The following is a 20,071-nucleotide window of genomic DNA, read 5'->3' as shown; positions in this document are numbered from 1 at the left end:
TACGGTATATATTTATCTATGGTGCTGATTTGCGCCAGTGACCCGCCGCGCAGGCGGGTTTTTCGTTTGATGCTCCGTCAGCCAATGCGCCGGCGAAGGCTGCGAAGGAACCCGTCACCTCTGGTTCGTTGCCCTGTAATCCCACGCCCGCCGCTTGCCACAAGCCCCCACGCCGCGATATCTCCGAGCGGCAACTCTTCTTATCCCCGGCCCCTCATGCTCAAGAATGCCTTCCTGACGCTGCTTTCGCTTGCCATAGCCATCGTCGGCGGCGGCGGCAGCGTCTGGTATGCGCTCAAGGTCCAGGATGGTGTCGGCGCCATCCGGATCGGCCAATGGAGGGCCTTTCCCGACATCGGCACGCCGTCCGCCGATCCTTATTCCAAGGCCCGCGTGGCGCGCGAGGGCGTGCTTGCGCTCGGCCGCGCCGAAGGCTTGTCCTTCGTGGCCGAGCGCGACGCGGGCGGCGCCGAGCTCAAGCGCGAATGCACCTACACGATCGAGGGTGGTTTTCCGACGGCACGGTTCTGGACGCTCTATGCCGCCGACCAGTCGCTCGGCGTGGTCGAAACCAGCAGACCCCGACTTGCGGCGCTGCAATCCTATGGGGTTGTGCGGCAGCCCGACAATTCGGTCATCATTTCCGCCGGCCATCGCCCGATGCCGGGCAACTGGCTGCTGACCGACGGTTTCGGCAGGATGTATTTCGTGCTGACCTTCTACGACACGCCGATCGCCAGCAGCACCGGCCTCTCGGACGTTTCGCTGCCGCGGATCGTAAAGGTCGGCTGCGATGCGTAGTTTGTATGCGGCGATGCGTAGGGTTTTTCATGCGGTCCTGCTCGGCCTGCTCGGCGCCGGCATCGTGCACATCGTCGTGCTGTTTCTGGTGCCAGAATTTTCCGAACGCGACGCCTGGTCGCGTCTGTCCATGGCGTCGGATCTCTACAAGATGACCCGGCTCGATGCCGAAGCTGGTGGCGCGCCCGTGGTGAAATCCGTCGATCCGCTGTTTTACGCAACGGCATGCCGGTTCGACCTGGGCGAAGGCATGGTCCGGATCAAGGCGCCTGGACATGTTCCGTTCTGGTCGGTGTCGGTCTATGACCGCAGCGGCCACAACATCTATTCCTTCAACGACCACACCGCGACCGGTGGCGTGCTGGATGCCGTCGTGCTGACGCCGGCGCAGATGATCGATGTGCGCAAAGAGCTTCCCGAGGAGCTTCAGGGAGCGATCTTTGTCGAAGCGCCGATCGAGGAAGGCATCTTCGTCATCCGTGCCTTCGTGCCCGATGACAGCTGGAAGCCGAGCGTGTCACGCTTCTTCGCGCAGAGTTCCTGCGAGCTGCAGGACTTCTAGAGCAATTCCAGGAAAGTGTGAAACGGTTGCTCGTCCGGCTTCCGCCTGCCTGCGCGCCTTCAGGCCAACAGCCCACCGTCCACGTTGACGATAGTCCCAGTGATTTGGCGGGCGGCGGGACTTGCCAGGAAGGCAACGGTGGCGGCGACGTCCGCCGGCGCGCCAAAGCGACCCAAGGGGATGAGACCGCGCTGGAAGTTCGAGAATTCACCGTCGGCGGGGTTCATGTCGGTGTCGGTTGAGCCCGGCTGGACGAGATTGGCCGTGATGTCGCGTGGCCCAAGCTCGTGCGCCAGACCACGGGTGAAGGACTGCAGCGCGGCCTTGGTCATGTAATAGACCGTGCCGGTCGATCCGACAATGCGATCCGCACCGGCGGAACCGATCGTGATCACACGGCTACCCGCGCCAAGGTGCGGGAGAGCGGCCTGCGTGGCCAGCACAGGGCCGCGAACGTTCACAGCGAGGAGCGCGTCAATGTCTTGCACCTTGAAGTCAGCAATCGCGTCGTAGAGCGCGATAGCGGCGTTGTTGACGAGAATGTCCAGCCCTCCCAACGCTCTGACGGCCTCATCGACGGACCGTCTGATGGCGGTCGGATCGGCGCTGTCGGCCTGGATGGCCGCGGCGCGGCGGCCAAGCTGCTCGATTGACGTCACCACCGCGTTGGCGCGCTCGTTCGAACGTTGGTAGGTCAGAGCGACGTCCGCACCATTCTCAGCCAGTGCGAGTGCGATGGCCGCACCGATTCCCCGAGAGCCCCCGGTTACAAGGGCGCGTTTGCCAGTCAGGTTGAGCATGATTCATCCTTATTTATGCAGTGATCGATACATATTTGCTATCCGTTGCGAAGATGTGTCAATAGGTTTATGTAGTGATCGATGCAAAAAAAGGATCAAAGCTCATCGGAACGCGTTGGCCCGGCACCCCGTGGACGGGGGCGGCCGCGCGCGTTCGACCGAGAAGCCGCGTTGGCGCAGGCAATGAGGGTGTTCTGGGTCAAGGGGTACGAGGCGACGTCGATTGCGGATTTAACGGACGTGATGGGCGTCGGTCCAACGAGTCTCTATGCCGCCTTCGGTTCGAAGGACGAGCTGTATGGCGAAGCGCTCAGGTTCTACTCCGCGACCTATGAAGACCTTGTTTTGGGGCGGTTTCGCAAGGCGGCCACGGCGCGCGACGCGGCGTTGGCTTACCTGCGAGACTCCGCGGCCGCCATGACGGGATCGGATTGCGATCTGCCTCATGGATGTATGGTTACGCTTGGAACCGTTGGCAGCGACGGCCACGCCGAACTCGCCAATCTGATGCGTGCGGCACGCGGCAACGCATTTGATCTGCTCAGAGCTCGTTTGCAAGAGGCCGTTTCAGAAGGAGAGCTGCCAAGGTCTGTCGATGTCATCGAGCTCGCGCGATTTCTGCAAACCGTTCAGAGCGGGATGGCGATCCGGGCCCGTGACGGCGCCGATCGGGCGGAGCTCCAAGCCGTAGCTGAGATCGCGATGGCCGGGTGGGACGGCATCATCTCCAGGGCTGGATGAACATCCGTTGCGACCAGACTAGTGGTGCGGAACCGGCTTGCTCCCTGGCGATCCCGGTTTGTCGGGGTCGACCGGCCGCACCTCGCCGGCATGAGACCGCTCGTAGCGGATGCCGGGAAAGATGATCACCGCCGCCGGCATTTCGGCGGCTTGCTTCGCTCGATTGTTTGGTGCCGTACGCGGCACGAAAGACAGTACCATGCCCATGGTTCGCGCATTCCTCTCGGTTTCCCCGGAGCACAACGCAACGCCTCCAAATATCATTAAGGCCGGCAGAGGGTTAACGGAGCGCTAACGGATCGTCGCTAACTTGATCTTTGTCTAGAGGTCAGGACGTCCTGGCCGGGGCACTCGCGAAACCGGCACCGTCCCGGTCGAGCGTGGCCGAGCTTGTGTGTGTTGTCGGGCGTATCCTTCGTGTCATCTTCGGACTTCAGGCAAATCGCGGTACGAAAAGATTCGGGAAAGGCCGAAAGGCTGTTCCGCGCCGCGGTGTCGGCATTCTGCTCGCTGACCCGCCCTTCACGCCGTGAGATCGGCCAGCTCGAAGACCTGACGCTGCCGCTGTTCAACGATGTATCCGTCGAATCTCGCCGTTACGTGGCAGCTGCCCTTTCCGAATGCGAATATGCCCCGCCCGCTTTGGTGCGCCGCCTCTGCGAGGAGCCGGTCGACATTGCCGCTCCCTTGCTCATCCGCTCACGCGCCGTCAGCAACATCGACCTCATCGCGCTGATCGGGCGGCACGGACTGCCGCATGCACGTGCCATCGCGCGCCGCAAGGACCTGAACCCGACCATTGCCGATCTGATCCGGGCGCTCGAGAGGCCAACTCTGGTGCGAAGGCGGGAGCCGGAAGCGGACGCCATCATGGCAGACAAGATCGCGCCTGCCAGCACCGAGCCTGCCCCCGAACAGCCCGGAAGAGGACAGGTGGCCGGCATTGCCTCCGAAAGCGCGCGGCGCAGGCTGCGTTCCATGATGCGCACCGGCGACGAGGCGACGGCAATGAGCGCCGATTCTCTCACAGGCGCCGATACCTATGTGAAATTGCGCGAGACGGCGCTGACGGGAAACGCCGCGTTCTTCCAGACCGCACTCGCCGATGCGCTCGACACCGATTTCTCGATCGCGCGCGCGCTCACCGCCAGCCAGAATTACGCGTCGCTGCTTGCCGCACTGCGCTCGCTCGACCTCAGCGAGGATAGGGCATTCCTGATCACGGTCGCGGTCTATCCCAGCCAGTTCCCGCACCCGCAGGCTATCCGCACCTTTCTCGACCGCTACCGGCTCCTGCACCGCGAGGCGGCCGCCGACAAGGTGCAGCTCTGGAAATCGGAAACTCTTTCAAAGGTGGGTCGCGGCGCAGCACCCGCAAACAGCGACACCCACACGGCATCGAACACTGAGGATGCGGCGGCTTCCTCCGGCTTCAGGGCGTCTTCACGGAAATGAGCTCCTCGACCGGCACTGTGCCGGCCTCGATCTCGACCACCCAGATGTCGGGATCGAATTTTTTCTCCCTTTCCAGCCTGGCATCGAGCAAGGCGGCATCGTCGCCGGCCCCGAGCAGAGTGAAAAACCGCTCGTCGGGCTTGGCCGAATCGTAGCTCGTCTGCGGCGCCGGGCCGAACAGGGCAACCTCGCCCAGCCTGCCCCGCGTCACGACGAACACAGCGCCGGCCTCGGTCGCACCGCGCTTGACCACGGCTGCAAATCCGCCAGCACTGAAAACCCGGCGCAACAGGGCCGAGACCCATAGATCCGATGTGACGCGCATGAGAGAACTCCGCTAATGCATGTCGCCTAAATGTGCCGCGGTTTTGGGACAACGACATGCATGGTAACAAGGGGCTCTATCGATATTTCAGCCGCTCGGCGAGCCGTCGTTTCAGCCGTCAGTTGGTGAGGCCGATCTCGCGCATCTTGACGTAGACGATCTCATCGGGCTCGCCTGTCTGCGGCAGCCCGAACAGCGACTGGAATTCCTTGATCGCAGATTTGGTGCGCGCGCCGACGACGCCGTCCAGCTGCATATCGTCATTGCCGAACGCCTTGAGCCCGGCCTGGATCTTGACGATGCGGGCATCGGGCGCCTGCGCGGCATTCGTTTGGCCGGCATTCGTCTGCTCGGCATTCGTCTGCCCGGAATTCGTCTGTAAAGACACCGGAACGGCGACCGGCGTATCGGGGCGCGGCTGCGGTCTGGGTACGACGGAGGCGGTTTTCGGCGTCGCGCCCAATTGATCCAGCAGCAGTGCGTCGATCTCGCCGGACGTGTTGAGCCCGACCGTCTGCTGATAAGCCTGGATGGCCTTACGCGTGTTGGGCCCGGAAATGCCGTCGACCGTTCCGGAATAGAAATCGAGATCCTTGAGAATGCCTTGCACCTGCTCGACCACCGGATCGCCCTTGATCGGTGCCGGCGCGCCGGATGGCCGCACGATGTTGAATGTCGTCTCCGGTTCGTCCGACGTTGCGCGTGGAAAGCCCGCGATGCTGCGGGTCGCAAAGAACGCGCCGGCATGCGGGAAAGGCTGATACCACAAGGCATTCGCGGAAACGTAGAACAGCGTCACCAGGAATGCCGTCGAGCCACCCACCAGGACGGGATTGCGCGAAATCATGCCGCCGACGGCGACGGCGCCATCCTGAAAGGCATTGCTGCGGCGCTTGACCGCCTTCTTAGGCTGTCTTGCGGAGCGAGCCATTTCTGTCCCCTTTCGCCATAGCCACAGGCATGGTCAGCACTCCGGCCTTCTCCGCCTGACGTCCCTTCGGTCCGTTCACCGGCAGGCTGATGGTCACCGTGGTGCCCTCGCCCGGCATGCTTTCGATGGACATCGTGCCGTCGTGCAAGGCCACCAGGCCCTTGACCAGCGAAAGGCCAAGACCTGTCCCTTCGAAACGGCGGGTATAGTCGTTCTGGATCTGCATGAAGGGCTTGCCTAGATTGGCAAAATCCTCCTCGGCGATACCGATGCCGGTGTCCCTGACCCAGAAATGCAGACGCGAGCCGATCCGCTTGGCGCCGACGACGACATCGCCACCATCGGGGGTGAACTTGATCGCATTGGAGACGAGGTTGATGAGCATCTGCTGCACGGCACGCCGATCGGCATTGATGTCGCCAGCGTCCGGCGCGATCTGCGCCTGCAGATCGATGTTCTTGGCCCGCGCCTGCACCTGCATCATGGACTGGCACATGTCGACCGCTTCCGCGAACCGGAACGGCTCCGGTTCGGTCGCATAGACGCCCGATTCTATCCTGGACACGTCGAGTATCGAGGTCACGACGGCAAGCAGATGCTGGCCCGAATCCCTCACCAAGCCGACATATTCCTTCTGCCGCGGATCCTTGAATGCGCCGAACATCTCATGCAACAGCATGTCCGAGAAGCCGATGATGGCATTCAACGGCGTGCGCAATTCATGGCTCACCACCGCCAGGAAGCGCCCCTTCGCCACCTCGGCGGACGCGGCCGCCTCATTCGCCGCCGCGAGTTCCTCGCGCAGCCGGGCAATCTCGTCATTCTCGCGCAGGACAAGCGTGAAGACGTCGCCCTGTTCCTCACCCCGCACCAGATCGAGCGAAAACGGCCGGTAATTGTCGGCCGCCAAGCGGTTGTCATTTTGGCCGTTGCCGTTTTGAGGCAGCCTGATGCGCAATTCGAGCCGGCGCGACAGCGCGCCATCGCGCATGTCGGCCAGGGCGCTGAGATAGGAGACGCGATCCGACAGATGAATGCGATCGAAGAAGCCGTGTCCGGACAGCAGTTCGGCCGGCAGTTTCAAAAGCGTGCGCGCCTTTGGCGAAGCCTCGATAACCTCGCCATGACGAGCGACGCGCAAGACCACCGCATCGATAATGTCTTCGAGCCTATCGGCAGTCTTCACGAGATCGGATGCATCGGTCGTGTCGCGAAGCACCGACGCACGCGGGATCAGCGTGAGCGCCCAGGCCAAAGGCACCAGCCAGTGCCATGCAGCAATCTGCGCTCCCGCGAACGGTAACACGGTTGCAGCCAGAGGCTGAGCCAGGATGGCGGCAGCGGCCGACACGGCTCCCCAAAGTGCCGCACGCCGCGAGGCGCCGATCCACCAGGCTTCGAATGGCAGCGCCACGACAAGCATGGCGACAGGCGAACTCAGCCCGCCCGCGGCGGCAATCAGACTGCCGAGAGAAACGCCTGCCGCTGCCAGGGCGACCTGACTTGCTATCGCCATCTTGCCGGTTGCCGCAACCAGCAAGGCGATGAACCAGCACAGGCCAAAGGCCGCGAAGATGGCGGCCATGGTGACGGCGACGCCCATGCCTGAAGTAACCAGTGTGACCGCGGCGCCAGCAGCAAAGAAAGGAGCGGCGAGCATGACGCCGATGAAGCGGCGCTGGCGCTCGCGGTCGCTCTGCCCAAGAATGGACGGATGGACCATACGTTCGCAACCGGCGGCAATCGCGCCAGGCAATTCGACGTATCTGGCCTTGATTGAACTCAACTCAACGCACCCGTAATCGTCGTGGACAGCTCTGCTTTGCAGATCGTTCTGGTTGGTTCTGAAACTCGCATCCAGCGTTTAAGGAATGGATAAGGCAGGGCCGACCAGGGCCCCGGCCTGCGGCAAATATCGGGATGCCGGCAGCCGAAAGCCCGGGCAAATGCAGCCATAGTAAACGGAGGGTTATTCGGCGATGGTCCCCGTCGGATGGGTGCACGCCGCGTCCGGACTCCCAGGTTTTAGCAAAAAAGCAAGAAAAGCAGACAGATAGATGGTTATCCCGCGTTAAGAAAAATCATTCGGATTTGAGACAAATCGATTTCACAATGGCGCGTTTCGAATTTACCTAAAATTTGAGGAAAATTCTCACTTTGCCTGCAAGCCGTCCTTTGCGCCTGTGTGCCAACATCCTGCCCACAAAAGAGGTCATGCCATATGGATGCATGATCCGGTCACGACGAGAGGGCAAGGGCATGGTCTTCCTGATAAGAATGGCTTTCTGGTTTTCGCTGGTGCTGCTGGCGCTGCCGCTGACTGTTGGGCCCGATGAATCGGGCCGTGAAAGCGTCGGGCCGATCCAGGCCCTGTTTGCCGCACGCGAAGCTGTTGGCGACATCGCCGGCATTTGCGAACGCAAGCCCGATGTCTGCGAGACCGGCAAGTCGGCGATGCACACCATCACCGCCCGCGCCAAGGAGACCGCCAAGATCGCGGCATCGATGCTGGACGACAAGTCCGCCGCCGGCCCTGACACATCGACGATGACCGGCAGCGTGCAGAAGGACGTCGTCTTGCCCGAGACAGTCAACCTACCGGCACTGAATTAAGCCGTTTCGACGGCGCACCGCGGGCCGTCTGACCTCTCGACGCCCGCGGTGTCCTTGTTTTTTCCGTGACGCGGCGCCGCCGCGTAACTATATCCGGCATTATGACCACCACGATCCAGACTATCCGCGACGATTTTTCCTTCCTTGAGGAATGGGAAGACCGCTATCGCTACGTCATCGAACTTGGCGAGGCCCTACCGCCGTTTCCGAACGAGCAGCGCAACCCCGCCAACAAGGTGCCGGGCTGCGTCAGCCAGGTCTGGCTGACCACCGAACAGGGGCCTGGAGCCGATCCGGTCGTCACCTTCACCGGCGATTCGGACGCTCATATCGTGCGCGGCCTGGTCGCCATCATGCTGGCGCTGTTTTCCGGCAGGACCGCCAGCGAGATCCAGAAGACCGATGCGGAAGCGACATTGAAAGAACTCGGCCTCGACGAGCATCTGTCGCCGCAGCGCGCCAATGGCCTTCGTTCGATGGTCAAGCGCATCAAGCGCGACGCCGAGGCGGCGCTCAAGCAGACCGCCTGAACGCGTTTCACACTCTCCCTGGAATCGCTCTACTCGATCAGGGCTACCGCCCGGCAAAATCAAACGGCGCCCGAAGGCGCCGTTTGGGTCGATACATCTGCTGGCAGCGATTACCGCGCCTTGCGCTTGCGGCCGAGACCCATTTTCTTGGCGAGCTGGGACCGGGCAGCGGCATAGTTGGGTGCAACCATCGGATAGGTCGGGTCGAGATTCCACTTTTCGCGATACTGATCTGGCGTCAGGTCATAGTGGGTCATCAGATGGCGCTTCAGCGACTTGAACTTCTTGCCGTCTTCAAGGCAGACGATGTAATCGTCGTGAACCGAGCGCTTCGGGTTGACCGCCGGCTTTTGCTTGTCGGCAGGCGGCTGTTCGCCGGTTCCGCCCACACGCCCGAGGGCGGTATGGACATCGGATATCAGGTTCGGCAATTCGCCGACCGGCACCGGATTGTTGCTGACATAGGCGGCCACCACATCGGCGGTCAACTCGATCAGCGCATCGCTGTTTCTGGAAGGTGTTTCGACAATATCCATGGTCTTCAGGCCCCAACAAGAGTTACTTCGATCCGCGCCCTTTTAACAGCCAGGGCATCGCACGAATTTGACGCAGACAGAGCTTCTGCGATTCGTGTCGCGGGCACATCAATGAGCCTGCGAACCAAGTAAGTCAATTCGCCCTTCCCGCTATATTGAACGATGTTGATCAATTGTCCCCCGATCAGCTTCAATCTTTCGTGTATCGTGTAATTTGTCGATATTTCTCGCGCCAACCAGCAACGCCTGACGCGACGTCAGCATTCCGTTACATTCCCGGAAACTCACGAGGCAGGTTTCAATGCTTGATTTTTCTTGGCTAATTGCAGGCGCAAGCTTGGTTGTTCAGATTTGATCACAAAACCAGAGGTTGCCGCCGTCGCACGAGAAATCAGGCGACACGCGCCTGTAGTCCGGCCGGATCAGCTAACCGCTGCCGCGTCAATGCGGGGTGATGTATTTGCCATAGACCCACCCGGTGACGAACTTGCCGTTCTGTATAGGGTCATGCCAGACCTCGCACCAGCGATAGCAAACTTTCTGTTCCTGTCTCCACACCGGCTGGTTGACGATGTCGAGTCAGGGTACTTCCCTAGCAAGATACTTCCAAAGCGAGACGCAATGACCAAGACATCCGCATTTCCGAACGTCAGCCCGCCAACGCCCGAGAAGCGGCCGGTTTTCGACACGCATCACGGCATCACGCGAACCGACGACTATGACTGGCTGCGGGCCGACAATTGGCAGGAGATGTTTCGGGATCCGTCATTGCTCGATGCGGGGATCCGCGCCGAACTCGAGGCAGAGAACGCTTACAGTTCAAGCCTGATGGCCGACACGGTCGAACTGCAAAAGAAGCTTTTCAAGGAGATGAGGGGCCGCATCAAGGAAGACGATTCTTCCGTGCCGATGAAGGACGGACCCTATGCCTATGGTTCGTCCTTCAAGCTTGGTGGCGAACAGCCGCGCTATTTCCGCATGGCGCGTGACGGGGGCGCCGAGCATATCCTGCTCGACGGCGACGCGGAGGCCGCGGGCAAGGCCTATTTCCGTCTTGGGGGCGTCGATCACTCGGCCGACCACGCCAAGCTCTTATGGGCATTCGACGACAAGGGCTCCGAATTCTACACGCTTCGCGTGCGCGACCTTGCCGATGGCAAGGAGCTGGCTGACCAGATCCCCGACACCGGTGGTTCTGGCGTCTGGAGCGCCGGCAATGACGGCTTCTTCTACACTCGTCTCGATCCCAACCACCGTCCGTCCAAGGTGCTGTTCCATGCGCTGGGCGACAGCCCACAGAGCGACCGGCTGATCTATGAGGAAACCGATCCCGGCTTCTTCATGGATGTCGACGGCACCCGCAACAATGAATGGATCATGATCGGCATCAACGATCACGAGACGTCGGAGTACCGCCTCTTAAGCGCCAGCGATCCGTTTGCCGAACCAAAACTGGTCTCGCCGCGCGAGATCGGCCTTCAGTACGATCTGGAAGAAGGCGGCGACATCTTCTTCATCCTGACCAATGCCGACGGCGCCAAGGATTTCAAGATCATGACGGCGCCGGCGAGCGATCCGGTCCGCGCCAACTGGCAGGAACTGGTGCCGCACGAGCCCGGCCGGCTGATCCTGTCGGTGATCGGCTTCAAGGACCACATGGTCCGGCTTGAACGCAAGGAAGGTCTGCCGCGCATCATCGTGCGCGACCGCACCAGCGGCGAGGAGCATCTTCTATCCCTCGACGAGGAGGCTTTCTCGCTCGGCCTGTCGGGTTCCTATGAGTACGACACCGAGATCATGCGCTTTTCGTACTCGTCGATGACGACCCCGGCCCAGGTGTTCGATTACAATATGCGCACCCGCGAGCGGGTGCTGCTGAAGACCCAGGAAGTGCCGTCCGGCCATGACGCGGACCATTATGTGACGCGGCGGCTGATGGCGCCGGCCAGCGATGGCGAACTGGTGCCGATCTCGCTTTTGCACCATCGCGACACGCCGCTGGATGGATCCGCACCGTGCCTGCTTTACGGCTACGGCTCCTATGGCATCACCGTGCCGGCTGCCTTCAACACCAACTGGTTCTCGCTGGTCGACCGCGGCTTCGTCTTCGCCATCGCCCACGTCCGTGGCGGCAAGGACAAGGGCTATGGCTGGTACGACGACGGCAAGCGGGCGCACAAGATGAATACATTCACGGACTTTATAGCCTGTGCGCGCCACCTTGTTGCCGAGCGCTACACGGCGCATGAGCGGATCGTCGCGCAAGGCGGTTCGGCCGGCGGCATGCTGGTGGGCGCCGTCGCCAACATGGCGCCGGACTGTTTCGGCGGCATCGTCGCCGAGGTTCCGTTCGTCGACGTGCTGACCACAATGCTCGACGCCAGCCTGCCGCTGACGCCGCCGGAATGGCCGGAATGGGGCAATCCGATTGCATCCGCCGACGATTATCGGACCATCGCCGCCTACTCGCCCTATGACAATGTCGCAGCGCTCGACTATCCGCCGATTCTGGCGCTGGCCGGTCTCACCGATCCGCGCGTCACCTATTGGGAGCCGGCCAAATGGGTGGCGCGACTGCGCGATCGAAAGAGCGGCGACAATCCGGTGCTGTTCAAGATCAACATGGATTCCGGACATGCCGGTGCTTCCGGCCGGTTTTCGCGGCTGGAGGAGATCGCCTATACCTATTCCTTTGCACTGAAGGTGATGGGCAAGGCGCATATTGCAGGAGAAACCCACAAATGATCGATCTCACCACCTTGATCGCTTACATCGCGGTCGTACTCGGCTTTGTCTTCATTCCGGGTCCCGCCACCCTGCTGACGATCGCCCGGGCAACGAGTTCGGGAACCAAGGTTGGCATCGCGACCGGGGCCGGGATCGCGGCTGGCGATGTGTTTCACACCGTCATGGCAATGGTCGGCATTTCGGCGATTATCGCCACGTCGGCGACGCTGTTCAGCCTCATAAAATACATTGGCGCGGCCTACCTGGTTTATCTCGGCATTCGCGCGATCATCGAGAAAACGCCGGGCAACCCGGCTGCCGGTGCGCTCGCGATTTCGGCCGGCAAGGCGTTTCGACAGGCTGTCCTGACCGAAGTGCTCAACCCCAAGACCGCACTTTTCTTCCTTGCTTTCCTGCCTCAGTTCGTGCGGCCTGAAAACGGATCGGTGATGTTTCAGTTGACGACGTTGGGAACGATCTTCGTCGTGCTTGGCCTTTTCAGCACGGTTGTCTTTGCGGTAAGCGCCGGCCGGCTCGGCACCTTCCTGCGCCGGAATCCGACGGTGCTGAGGTGGCAAGGCAAGGTTGTTGGCGGCATCTACTGCGCTCTGGGTGTTCGGCTCGCGCTGCAGCAGCGCTGACGGCGAGCGCCGAGCACCCTGGCGATCATGACTTTTTGAGTTCCGCCTTGCTCATTTCACTCGCAATTGCGATGACCACGCGCTACCCAGTGCGCGGCTTTTTCCAAGCCCGACAGCCCCCAATCGCGCAAAGGTCCACCATGCTGCTCGTCAACGTCTATCTCGACAAATCGCCCATCCAGGGCATCGGCGTTTTTGCCAAGAATTACATTCCCCGCGGCACGCTGATCTGGAAGCTCGACCCAAGATTCGACCGGATCATCGAGGTCGAGACTTATGAGCGCGAGGACGGACCGGTGAAGAGTTATCTCGACCGCTATTCCTATCCCGACCGGCGTGACCCGAACTATATCGTCTTCGAAGCCGACGACGCGCGCTATATGAACCACGCCGACGAGCCGAATTGCGACGTCTCCTCGCCCGAGGAAAGCTTTGCGCTTCGCGACATCGCGCCGGGCGAGGAACTGACCTGCAACTACAATCATTTCTTCGAGACGGGATTTGATTTTCTGGGCGACCGTCACCCGACATACGAAGACTGACGCGTATCGTTTGTACGGAGTCAAACGACGCGCATTGGTTCTTGGTTTTTGTGCATGTCGGTCAAGACCGCTGTGCACGTTGAGCGACATGCATCAGTTCAGTTCGCCGTCTTCTTGCGCGCCGGATAGCCATTTGGATGCGGCGGGATTGCCTTGAGATAGGCGGCGATCGCCGCACGGTCCTCCGCCGTTAGTTGGGCAATGTTGCGCTGCACGTCGACCATGGCGCCGCCAACGGAATCGAAGTCAGGCGTGAAGCCGGTTTCGAGATAGTTGGCGATGTCGGCTCCCGACCAATCGCCAATGCCGCCCTCCCCCGATGTGATGTTGGGCACGACGCCCTTGCCTTCGGCAGCCACGGCGCCGGCCAGCCACTCGCTCTTTTTCGTGCCGCCGGCAAAGTCGCGCGGCGTGTGACATTCGCCGCAGTGGCCTGGCCCCTCGACCAAGTAGCGGCCGGCCATCACCGGGCCAGCCGTACCGTCGGGAAATGCAACGACAGGCTGGTCACGGAGGTAGAGCAGTTTCCACAGGCCGATACCGCGACGAATGTTGAAAGGGAAACCGAGCGAATTCGCGGGCGCCTTGCCGGCGACGGCAGGCAACGTCTTCAGGAAGGCGTAGAGGTCGGCAATGTCAGCCGGGTTCATGCGCGCGTAGGATGCATAGGGAAATGCCGGATAGAAATGCTCGCCCGAGGGCGAGACGCCCTTCAGCATGGCGTTGGCGAGGTCCTCGACCGACCAGGCGCCGATGCCGTCCTTGGGATCTTGCGAAATGTTGGGCGGTACGAAGGTTCCGAACGGCGTCTTGAGTGCGAGACCACCCACGAGTTGAAGCCGGGCATCCCCTTGCGAGCCCGGTTTTGCGTGGCAGGAAGTACAACCGCCGGCATAAAAGATGCGCTTGCCCTTGACCGCGTCGCCGGGCCCCAGCTTGGCCAGCGTCTCACCGTCGAGCCTCACCGGCGCCGACAGCAGCCACCCGGCGACCGCGCCGACTGCTCCCAGAATGACCAGGGCGCCGACGGGTTTTCTCAGCCAGGGCATCGCCCGCTATCAGCTCTTTTTCACCCGATAGGTCTTGTGGCAGGTGCCGCAATTGGAAGTGATCGCGTCAAACTGCGTCTTCAGCGTATCGATGTCGGCGGGAGCGGTCGCGGTCGCTGCCTTGATGTCGGCGAGATATTTGTCCTCGGTCGACTTGAAACCGGCCATGTCTTCCCAGATCTTCGGCGCCGCTGTCGTGTCGCCAGTATCGCTGCCTGCCGGGAACAGCACATCGGCATCGAATTTCTCGGCATTCGCCTGCAGCGCCTGAAGTTGTGTCAGCACGGCCGCCGCATCAAACGGCTCCTCGCCCTTGACCACTTTCGCGAGGCCGCCGGCGATCTTTCCACGCTCCTTCATCAAACCCTGGCGATCAAGTATCGGGTCGGCAAACGCCGCCGATGCCGCGAGTGCAAGCATAGAGATGGCGATAACAAGCTTTCTCATTCATTTGGCTCCGTGATGAAGGCTTTTCAGGACAGGACGTTAACGGATGCGGCGAGTGGAATATTCCCCTCGTCGCGGACGTTTTTGCCGAACCTGATCGCCAGGGGCCGCGACCCCGCAAAAGAAGGGCCCTCGGGATGTGAAAACCCCCGAAGGTTGATCTCCAACTTTCGGGGGTCAGTTCAGATTGCCGGGTCTTTCTGGGGATCGATCAGGCCATCCGCGCGCCTTCTCAGGCGTGCAAAGGACGCTGCAACACTTTGATTTTGCGCATGATCCTTTTTTGAAAATCGAATCCGATTTTCGGGGTTACGCGCGAGCCTTTTCGTACAGTTCCAGCACGTGATCCCAGTTGATCAGGCTGTCGACGAACGCCTCGAGATATTTCGGCCGGGCGTTGCGATAATCGATGTAATAGGAGTGCTCCCAGACATCGACGCCGAGGATCGGAGACGCGCCATGGACGAGCGGGTTCTCGCCATTCGGCGTCTTTGAGATCGCCAGCTTGCCGTCCTTGACTGAAACCCAGGCCCAGCCGGAGCCGAACTGCGTCGTGCCGGCGGCAATGAAGTCGGCCTTGAACTTGTCGTAGCCACCGAGGTCGCTATCGAACGCGTTCTGCAGGGCGCCGGGCAGCTTGTTGCCGCCGCCGCCCTTCTTCATCCACTTCCAGAAATGGATGTGGTTGTAGTGCTGAGCGGCATTGTTGAAGAGACCGGCATTCTTGCCGAACGACTGCTTGACCACCTCTTCGACCGACAGATCGCCCAGGCCGGCCTCGGCAGCGAGTTTGTTGCCGTTGTCGACATACGCCTTGTGGTGCTTGTCGTGGTGATATTCCAGCGTCTCTTTCGACATGTAAGGCTGCAAGGCCTCATAGTCGTAGGGCAGAGCGGGCAATTCAAAAGCCATGGACAGTACTCCCTCGTGGAAAAATCCGGTGTCGATACCGGACTAAGATAGGTCTGGAATGGGTTGGGGCAACTCCGGAATGGAGCGCCGATCGCCTTTTTATCCGCTCAGGCGGCGGAAGTCGAATGCGCCCATTCCCAATAGAGTTCGCGCGCCTTCTTGGCCACCGGCCCCGGCTGCAGATTGCGGTCCTCGATACGCGTGATCGGCACCACCTTGGAATGATTTCCGGTCGAGAAGATCTCGTCCGCTTCGAGGAAGTCGCGCACCGACAGCGTCTTTTCGGTGGTCTTGAAGCCATATTCGCCAAGCAGCGTCATCGTGCGCGAGCGGGTGATGCCGGACAGGAAGGTGCCATTCGGCGCCGGCGTCAGCACATGGCCGTCCTTGACCAGGAAGATGTTCGAGGTTCCGGTTTCGGCGACGTTGCCCAGCATGTCGAGCACCATTGCATTGTCGAAGCCGCGCATCTTGGCTTCTAGAATGGCACGGCCGTTGTTGGGGTAGAGGCAGCCGGCCTTGGCATTGGTCGGCATGGTTTCGATGGTCGGGCGCCGGAATGGCGACACGGTCACCGAAAAGCCGGTCGGCGGGATCATGGGCGACTCATAGAGGCAAAGGCAGAAGCGGGTCGAGGCGGGATCGGCCGGCACGCCCATGTAGCCGCCATGCTCGGCCCAGTACATCGGCCTGATGTAGACCGCCGTCCTGCCGTCGAACTTCTTCAACCCATCCCATGTCAGCCCGACGATCTTGTCGGCGCTCATCGACGGCTTGAGGCCGAGTGCAATCGCCGAAGAATTCACCCTGGCGGCATGAAGCTCGAGGTCCGGGGCGACGCCTTCGAACCAGCGGCCTCCGTCGAACACGCTGGTGCCGAGCCACATCGCGTGGCTTCGCGGCCCCAGAATGGCGACATTGCCCTCGTGCCAATCACCATCGACGAAAGTCCATGTCGTGGATTGCGCCGCAGCCGCCAGTGTCATCGTGTTGTCCCGCCTCAATCGGTCTCGTGTGAGCCATTGGAAGATGCTTTGGCGGGCGCCGTCAACCGGCATCGAATAGTTTTGTTGAGGCCAGCGACGGGGCGCCGTGCAATCAAAGCTTGCACCTTGTTGCGCCTGCCCTCAAAACTGTCTTCATGCAATACGCCGCCTATGTCTTCGACGCCTATGGCACGCTGTTCGACGTGCATGCCGCCGTACGCCGTCATGCCGATCGGATCGGGCCGGACGGTCAATTGTTGTCCGAGATCTGGCGTGCCAAGCAACTCGAATATTCCTGGGTGCGCTCGCTTATGGGTGCCTATGCCGATTTCTGGCAGTTGACCGAACAGGCGCTCGATTTCGCCCTGCGCAAGGTTCCCTCGGCCGATCCCAGCCTCAAGGCGATCTTGCTGGATGCCTACTGGCGGCTGGATTGCTATCCGGAAGTGCCGGCCGTGCTCAAGGCGCTCAAGGCTTCGGGAGCGAGGCTGGCGATCCTGTCCAATGGCTCACCCGAAATGCTCCAGGCAGCGGTCAAGTCCGCCGCGCTCGACCAGGTCCTGGACGACATCTATTCCGTCGACGCGGTCCAGCGCTTCAAGACCGATCCGGCGGTCTATGACATGGTCGCGACCGGCTGGCGCCTCTACCCGGGCGCGGTTTCCTTCCAGTCCTCCAATCGCTGGGATATCGCAGGCGCCACCAAATTCGGTTTTCGCACGGTCTGGATCAATCGCTCCGACCAGCCGGAAGAGTACCGGGACTTGCCACCGACCCTGATCCTGCCGTCGCTCGAAGCTTTGGTTCCAGGCAGCTGAGACGCGCGCATGTGTCCCTGTCGCCACAGTGGCAACGCAGTCACAGCTTCGCCTTGGTTTGTCCACCTTCCGGCCAGAATCGGAACTGCCTATCGCCCCAGGTGTTGTCAGGCACCCGCGCAGCGATCGGCGCATTGACGCTTTGTTGCGATTTGAGACTTAAAGAAGGCAAACATGTCCAAAATCGAAATCGAATCCTATCGCCTGAGCCGTCGCGGCTTTCTCAACGCCGCAGCCTTAGGCGCTGCTTCGATCGCGGTTTCCGCATGCGCGACCACCGGACCGGGGCCGGTCGAGCCACCGCCGCCAGCCTATGTCGAGCCGCCGCTAGCCGACTATGTGACAATGTACGGCGCGGTCAGTGATGGCGGCTTCGATTTGCCGGCGATCCCGTTCGACAGGATCGATCCGCAGTTCCTGCGCCAGATCGTTCCCGATCCGACCGGCCAGAAGCCGGGAACGATCGTCGTCGATACCACCGGCCATTTCCTCTACCTGGTTCGCCCGGGGGGCCAGGCAATCCGTTATGGTGTCGGCCTAGGCCGCGCCGGTTTCGAATGGTCCGGCGATGCCGTCGTCCAGTGGAAGCAGAAGTGGCCGAAATGGACGCCGCCGGATGAAATGATTGCCCGGCAGCCGGAATTGAAACCATACAGCGCCGAAAATGGCGGCATGCCCGGCGGGTTGAAGAACCCGCTCGGCGCACGCGCGCTCTATCTCTTCCAGGGCAACGTGGACACGCTTTACCGCCTGCACGGCTCGCCGGAATGGCGGTCGATCGGCAAGTCCGTCTCGTCAGGCTGCGTACGCCTGATGAACCAGGATATCATCGATCTCTATGATCGCGTGCCCTCGAAGACACCAGTTGTCGTCACCAGCGATGCCAGCCAGCCAGTGGTGGCGACTGCGAATCGCCGGGCAATCCCGATCGACGCCGGCGTGCCGGAAGGATCGATCCTGCTCGGGCCTCTGAAAGAGATCACCAACTCGATCTTCTGATCCGACGGGCGGCGGGCAACGCCGCTGCCTCCGGTCCTAACGCCCCCGCGACAGGCTGCCCAGGATGCCGCGAACGATTGCCCGACCGACTGACGAGCCGACGGATCGAACCACCGACTTGATCGCCGCCTCGGCCACCGTCTGGCGGTTGGACGGGCGCGGTGCAGGCGAGCGCCTGCCATCGGATTGCGGCGCGGACTCGTCGTTGCCGAAGCCCGGAATCGTCCAGCGCGAGCGACCGCTGCCGGCCTGCTGCGCCTGCTCCTCGGCATCCTGCGCATCCTTGGCCTTTTTTTGCAGCATCTCGAAGGCCGATTCGCGATCGATGACCTGATCGTACTGGCCGGCGACCGGGCTTTCCTGGATCAGCTTCTGGCGCTCGGCCACCGTGATGGGCCCAAGCCGCGACGATGGCGGGCGTATCAGTGTCCGCTGCACCATCGACGGAACCCCCTTGGCTTCCAGCGTCGAGACCAGCGCCTCGCCTGTGGCGAGCTGAGTGATGGCGGTCATGCAATCGAAATCTGGATTAGGCCGGAACGTCTCGGCTGCCGTCTTCACCGCCTGCTGCTCGCGCGGCGTATAGGCGCGCAGCGCGTGTTGTACGCGATTGCCGAGCTGGGCGAGAACCTTTTCAGGGATATCCAAAGGGTTTTGCGTGACGAAATAGACGCCGACGCCTTTCGAGCGGATCAGCCGGACCACTTGCTCGACGCGATCGATCAGCACTTTGGGTGCTTCGTCGAACAGAAGATGCGCCTCGTCGAAGAAGAACACCAGCTTCGGCTTGTCCGGATCGCCGACTTCCGGCAGCACCTCGAACAGTTCCGACATCAGCCACAACAGGAAGGTCGCGTAAAGCCGTGGATTCATCATCAGCTTGTCGGCGGCAAGCACGCTGATGGCGCCGCGCCCGTCGCGGGTGGTGCGCATGATGTCGGCGATGCGCAGTGCCGGCTCGCCGAAGAAGTTTGCCGCGCCCTGCTGCTCCAGGACCAGCAGCGTTCGCTGGATAGCCCCGACCGATGGCTTCGTCACATTGCCGTAACGCGAGCCGATCTCCTCGGCGCGCTCGGCGATGTTGGCCAAAAGCGCCTGCAGATCCTTCATATCGAGCAGCAGCAGGCCTTCCTCGTCCGCCAGGCGGAAGGCGATGTTCATGATCCCTTCCTGCGCCTCGGTCAGGTTCATCAGGCGCGACAGAAGCAACGGCCCCATTTCCGAAACCGTGGCGCGGATAGGATGACCCTGTTCGCCGAATAGATCCCAGAAAATGACGGGGAATTCCTGGAAGTCATAGGGGTCGAGCTTGACCTGTTCGGCCCGCTTGACGAGAAAATCCTGCGCCGTACCCATCATCGCGATGCCGGACAGGTCACCCTTGATGTCGGCGCAGAACACCGGCACGCCGGCGTTGGAAAAACCTTCGGCCAGGATCTGCAAGGTGACGGTCTTGCCGGTACCGGTGGCGCCGGTCACCAGGCCATGACGATTGCCATATTGCAGCAACAACTGCTCGGCACGCTGATAGCTGTCGTCGGGCTTGCGGCTGGCGCCGATGAAAATACTGGTGTCGTCAGCCATATGTCCGGTCTCCGCAAACTGATGTGTTCAAAGCCAGTGCCTTGCCGCAGGTATAGTCAGGCCGTTGCACAG

Annotated in this window: 22 protein-coding genes; 11 read left to right on the top strand and 11 right to left on the bottom strand. The window is 61.5% G+C overall.

What is annotated here, in order from left to right; all coding sequences use genetic code 11:
- Positions 1–216 precede the first annotated feature (216 nt).
- Together NKH57_RS16070 and NKH57_RS16065 are read left to right on the top strand one after the other, a co-directional pair.
- Complete coding sequence (locus NKH57_RS16070; RefSeq protein WP_023760480.1) at positions 217–801, top strand: DUF1214 domain-containing protein; 585 nt, start codon at positions 217–219, stop codon at positions 799–801.
- Positions 794–1,363 (top strand): DUF1254 domain-containing protein, encoded by a 570-nt coding sequence (locus NKH57_RS16065; protein WP_352606723.1) that lies wholly within the window; start codon positions 794–796, stop codon positions 1,361–1,363. The genes NKH57_RS16070 and NKH57_RS16065 overlap by 8 nt, the downstream gene beginning before the upstream one ends.
- Positions 1,364–1,422: 59 nt before the next feature.
- Here NKH57_RS16065 and NKH57_RS16060 read toward each other — a convergent pair whose 3' ends face one another.
- Positions 1,423–2,163 (bottom strand): SDR family NAD(P)-dependent oxidoreductase, encoded by a 741-nt coding sequence (locus tag NKH57_RS16060; RefSeq protein WP_352728102.1) that lies wholly within the window; start codon positions 2,161–2,163, stop codon positions 1,423–1,425.
- An 81-nt stretch (positions 2,164–2,244) separates the two neighbouring features.
- On the opposite strand from NKH57_RS16060, the gene NKH57_RS16055 reads away from it, so the two are divergent.
- The gene (locus NKH57_RS16055; RefSeq protein ID WP_352728100.1) at positions 2,245–2,904 is read left to right on the top strand and encodes a TetR/AcrR family transcriptional regulator; all 660 of its coding nucleotides are present in this window, start codon (positions 2,245–2,247) and stop codon (positions 2,902–2,904) included.
- Between the two features lie 18 nt (positions 2,905–2,922).
- Here NKH57_RS16055 and NKH57_RS16050 read toward each other — a convergent pair whose 3' ends face one another.
- Entirely contained in the window at positions 2,923–3,111 is a 189-nt protein-coding gene (locus NKH57_RS16050; protein ID WP_023760482.1) for a hypothetical protein, read from the bottom strand.
- A gap of 210 nt (positions 3,112–3,321) precedes the next feature.
- On the opposite strand from NKH57_RS16050, the gene NKH57_RS16045 reads away from it, so the two are divergent.
- Positions 3,322–4,359 (top strand): hypothetical protein, encoded by a 1,038-nt coding sequence (locus tag NKH57_RS16045; protein WP_352945366.1) that lies wholly within the window; start codon positions 3,322–3,324, stop codon positions 4,357–4,359.
- Here the strand turns inward: NKH57_RS16045 and NKH57_RS16040 are convergent.
- From NKH57_RS16040 to NKH57_RS16030, 3 genes are all read right to left on the bottom strand, one after another.
- Positions 4,337–4,684: a DUF1491 family protein gene (locus tag NKH57_RS16040; RefSeq protein ID WP_023760484.1), complete on the bottom strand. Its 348-nt coding sequence runs from the start codon at positions 4,682–4,684 to the stop codon at positions 4,337–4,339. The genes NKH57_RS16045 and NKH57_RS16040 overlap by 23 nt on opposite strands.
- A gap of 118 nt (positions 4,685–4,802) precedes the next feature.
- Positions 4,803–5,615: a peptidoglycan-binding domain-containing protein gene (locus NKH57_RS16035; RefSeq protein WP_352606717.1), complete on the bottom strand. Its 813-nt coding sequence runs from the start codon at positions 5,613–5,615 to the stop codon at positions 4,803–4,805.
- Entirely contained in the window at positions 5,590–7,338 is a 1,749-nt protein-coding gene (locus NKH57_RS16030; protein WP_352945383.1) for a PAS domain-containing sensor histidine kinase, read from the bottom strand. Before NKH57_RS16030 ends, NKH57_RS16035 begins: the two co-directional genes overlap by 26 nt.
- Positions 7,339–7,874: 536 nt before the next feature.
- Here NKH57_RS16030 and NKH57_RS16025 point away from each other — a divergent pair.
- Together NKH57_RS16025 and NKH57_RS16020 are read left to right on the top strand one after the other, a co-directional pair.
- Entirely contained in the window at positions 7,875–8,228 is a 354-nt protein-coding gene (locus NKH57_RS16025; protein WP_352945364.1) for a DUF5330 domain-containing protein, read from the top strand.
- Positions 8,229–8,329: 101 nt separating this feature from the next.
- The gene (locus NKH57_RS16020) at positions 8,330–8,758 is read left to right on the top strand and encodes a SufE family protein (protein ID WP_352606713.1); all 429 of its coding nucleotides are present in this window, start codon (positions 8,330–8,332) and stop codon (positions 8,756–8,758) included.
- Between the two features lie 110 nt (positions 8,759–8,868).
- Here the strand turns inward: NKH57_RS16020 and NKH57_RS16015 are convergent, their stop codons facing one another.
- On the bottom strand, positions 8,869–9,294 hold the full coding sequence (locus NKH57_RS16015) for a Ros/MucR family transcriptional regulator (protein ID WP_023760489.1): 426 nt from the start codon (positions 9,292–9,294) through the stop codon (positions 8,869–8,871).
- Positions 9,295–9,915: 621 nt separating this feature from the next.
- Between NKH57_RS16015 and NKH57_RS16010 the strand changes: the two genes are divergently transcribed.
- The 3 genes from NKH57_RS16010 (at position 9,916) to NKH57_RS16000 (ending at position 13,204) form a co-directional block, all read left to right on the top strand.
- Positions 9,916–12,039, top strand: coding sequence for a S9 family peptidase (locus NKH57_RS16010; RefSeq protein WP_352945362.1), 2,124 nt, complete (start codon positions 9,916–9,918; stop codon positions 12,037–12,039).
- Positions 12,036–12,662, top strand: a complete 627-nt coding sequence (locus NKH57_RS16005) for a LysE family translocator (RefSeq protein ID WP_352945360.1) — start codon at positions 12,036–12,038, stop codon at positions 12,660–12,662. Before NKH57_RS16010 ends, NKH57_RS16005 begins: the two co-directional genes overlap by 4 nt.
- 140 nt (positions 12,663–12,802) lie before the next feature.
- On the top strand, positions 12,803–13,204 hold the full coding sequence (locus tag NKH57_RS16000) for an SET domain-containing protein (RefSeq protein WP_023760492.1): 402 nt from the start codon (positions 12,803–12,805) through the stop codon (positions 13,202–13,204).
- A gap of 98 nt (positions 13,205–13,302) precedes the next feature.
- Here NKH57_RS16000 and NKH57_RS15995 read toward each other — a convergent pair whose 3' ends face one another.
- From NKH57_RS15995 to NKH57_RS15980, 4 genes are all read right to left on the bottom strand, one after another.
- Positions 13,303–14,253: a cytochrome c gene (locus tag NKH57_RS15995; protein WP_352945357.1), complete on the bottom strand. Its 951-nt coding sequence runs from the start codon at positions 14,251–14,253 to the stop codon at positions 13,303–13,305.
- A 9-nt stretch (positions 14,254–14,262) separates the two neighbouring features.
- Positions 14,263–14,700 carry a c-type cytochrome gene (locus NKH57_RS15990; RefSeq protein ID WP_023760494.1) on the bottom strand — a complete coding sequence of 146 codons (438 nt, stop codon included), beginning with the start codon at positions 14,698–14,700 and terminating at the stop codon, positions 14,263–14,265.
- 309 nt (positions 14,701–15,009) lie between these two features.
- Positions 15,010–15,612 (bottom strand): superoxide dismutase, encoded by a 603-nt coding sequence (locus NKH57_RS15985; protein ID WP_352945355.1) that lies wholly within the window; start codon positions 15,610–15,612, stop codon positions 15,010–15,012.
- 107 nt (positions 15,613–15,719) lie between these two features.
- Positions 15,720–16,598: a branched-chain amino acid aminotransferase gene (locus NKH57_RS15980; RefSeq protein WP_352945353.1), complete on the bottom strand. Its 879-nt coding sequence runs from the start codon at positions 16,596–16,598 to the stop codon at positions 15,720–15,722.
- 155 nt (positions 16,599–16,753) lie between these two features.
- On the opposite strand from NKH57_RS15980, the gene NKH57_RS15975 reads away from it, so the two are divergent.
- Positions 16,754–17,416: a haloacid dehalogenase type II gene (locus tag NKH57_RS15975; protein WP_352606702.1), complete on the top strand. Its 663-nt coding sequence runs from the start codon at positions 16,754–16,756 to the stop codon at positions 17,414–17,416.
- A gap of 174 nt (positions 17,417–17,590) precedes the next feature.
- Positions 17,591–18,415 carry a L,D-transpeptidase gene (locus NKH57_RS15970; protein WP_352606700.1) on the top strand — a complete coding sequence of 275 codons (825 nt, stop codon included), beginning with the start codon at positions 17,591–17,593 and terminating at the stop codon, positions 18,413–18,415.
- Between the two features lie 36 nt (positions 18,416–18,451).
- On the opposite strand, the gene NKH57_RS15965 is transcribed toward NKH57_RS15970, so the two are convergent.
- Positions 18,452–19,999 (bottom strand): helicase HerA-like C-terminal domain-containing protein, encoded by a 1,548-nt coding sequence (locus NKH57_RS15965; RefSeq protein WP_352945350.1) that lies wholly within the window; start codon positions 19,997–19,999, stop codon positions 18,452–18,454.
- Positions 20,000–20,071: the final 72 nt, after the last annotated feature.

This window comes from Mesorhizobium sp. M1050, from assembly GCF_040318715.1.
GTDB lineage: Bacteria > Pseudomonadota > Alphaproteobacteria > Rhizobiales > Rhizobiaceae > Mesorhizobium.
Note: the sequence above shows the minus strand (reverse complement) of the source record. Positions and strands in the feature narration are given on the sequence as shown.

Excerpts from the sequence above, each read along its gene's own strand:
- NKH57_RS16065 (WP_352606723.1), top strand. The coding sequence starts at position 794 with ATGCGTAGTTTGTATGCGGCGATGCGTAGGGTTTTTCATGCGGTCCTG.
- NKH57_RS15985 (WP_352945355.1), bottom strand. The coding sequence starts at position 15,612 with ATGGCTTTTGAATTGCCCGCTCTGCCCTACGACTATGAGGCCTTGCAG.
- NKH57_RS15995 (WP_352945357.1), bottom strand. The coding sequence starts at position 14,253 with ATGCCCTGGCTGAGAAAACCCGTCGGCGCCCTGGTCATTCTGGGAGCA.
- NKH57_RS16070 (WP_023760480.1), top strand. The coding sequence starts at position 217 with ATGCTCAAGAATGCCTTCCTGACGCTGCTTTCGCTTGCCATAGCCATC.
- NKH57_RS16000 (WP_023760492.1), top strand. The coding sequence starts at position 12,803 with ATGCTGCTCGTCAACGTCTATCTCGACAAATCGCCCATCCAGGGCATC.
- NKH57_RS16010 (WP_352945362.1), top strand. The coding sequence starts at position 9,916 with ATGACCAAGACATCCGCATTTCCGAACGTCAGCCCGCCAACGCCCGAG.
- NKH57_RS16055 (WP_352728100.1), top strand. The coding sequence starts at position 2,245 with ATGCAAAAAAAGGATCAAAGCTCATCGGAACGCGTTGGCCCGGCACCC.
- NKH57_RS16020 (WP_352606713.1), top strand. The coding sequence starts at position 8,330 with ATGACCACCACGATCCAGACTATCCGCGACGATTTTTCCTTCCTTGAG.
- NKH57_RS16030 (WP_352945383.1), bottom strand. The coding sequence starts at position 7,338 with ATGGTCCATCCGTCCATTCTTGGGCAGAGCGACCGCGAGCGCCAGCGC.
- NKH57_RS15975 (WP_352606702.1), top strand. The coding sequence starts at position 16,754 with ATGCAATACGCCGCCTATGTCTTCGACGCCTATGGCACGCTGTTCGAC.
- NKH57_RS15965 (WP_352945350.1), bottom strand. The coding sequence starts at position 19,999 with ATGGCTGACGACACCAGTATTTTCATCGGCGCCAGCCGCAAGCCCGAC.
- NKH57_RS15980 (WP_352945353.1), bottom strand. The coding sequence starts at position 16,598 with ATGACACTGGCGGCTGCGGCGCAATCCACGACATGGACTTTCGTCGAT.
- NKH57_RS15990 (WP_023760494.1), bottom strand. The coding sequence starts at position 14,700 with ATGAGAAAGCTTGTTATCGCCATCTCTATGCTTGCACTCGCGGCATCG.
- NKH57_RS16015 (WP_023760489.1), bottom strand. The coding sequence starts at position 9,294 with ATGGATATTGTCGAAACACCTTCCAGAAACAGCGATGCGCTGATCGAG.
- NKH57_RS16025 (WP_352945364.1), top strand. The coding sequence starts at position 7,875 with ATGGTCTTCCTGATAAGAATGGCTTTCTGGTTTTCGCTGGTGCTGCTG.
- NKH57_RS15970 (WP_352606700.1), top strand. The coding sequence starts at position 17,591 with ATGTCCAAAATCGAAATCGAATCCTATCGCCTGAGCCGTCGCGGCTTT.
- NKH57_RS16005 (WP_352945360.1), top strand. The coding sequence starts at position 12,036 with ATGATCGATCTCACCACCTTGATCGCTTACATCGCGGTCGTACTCGGC.
- NKH57_RS16035 (WP_352606717.1), bottom strand. The coding sequence starts at position 5,615 with ATGGCTCGCTCCGCAAGACAGCCTAAGAAGGCGGTCAAGCGCCGCAGC.
- NKH57_RS16040 (WP_023760484.1), bottom strand. The coding sequence starts at position 4,684 with ATGCGCGTCACATCGGATCTATGGGTCTCGGCCCTGTTGCGCCGGGTT.
- NKH57_RS16050 (WP_023760482.1), bottom strand. The coding sequence starts at position 3,111 with ATGGGCATGGTACTGTCTTTCGTGCCGCGTACGGCACCAAACAATCGA.
- NKH57_RS16060 (WP_352728102.1), bottom strand. The coding sequence starts at position 2,163 with ATGCTCAACCTGACTGGCAAACGCGCCCTTGTAACCGGGGGCTCTCGG.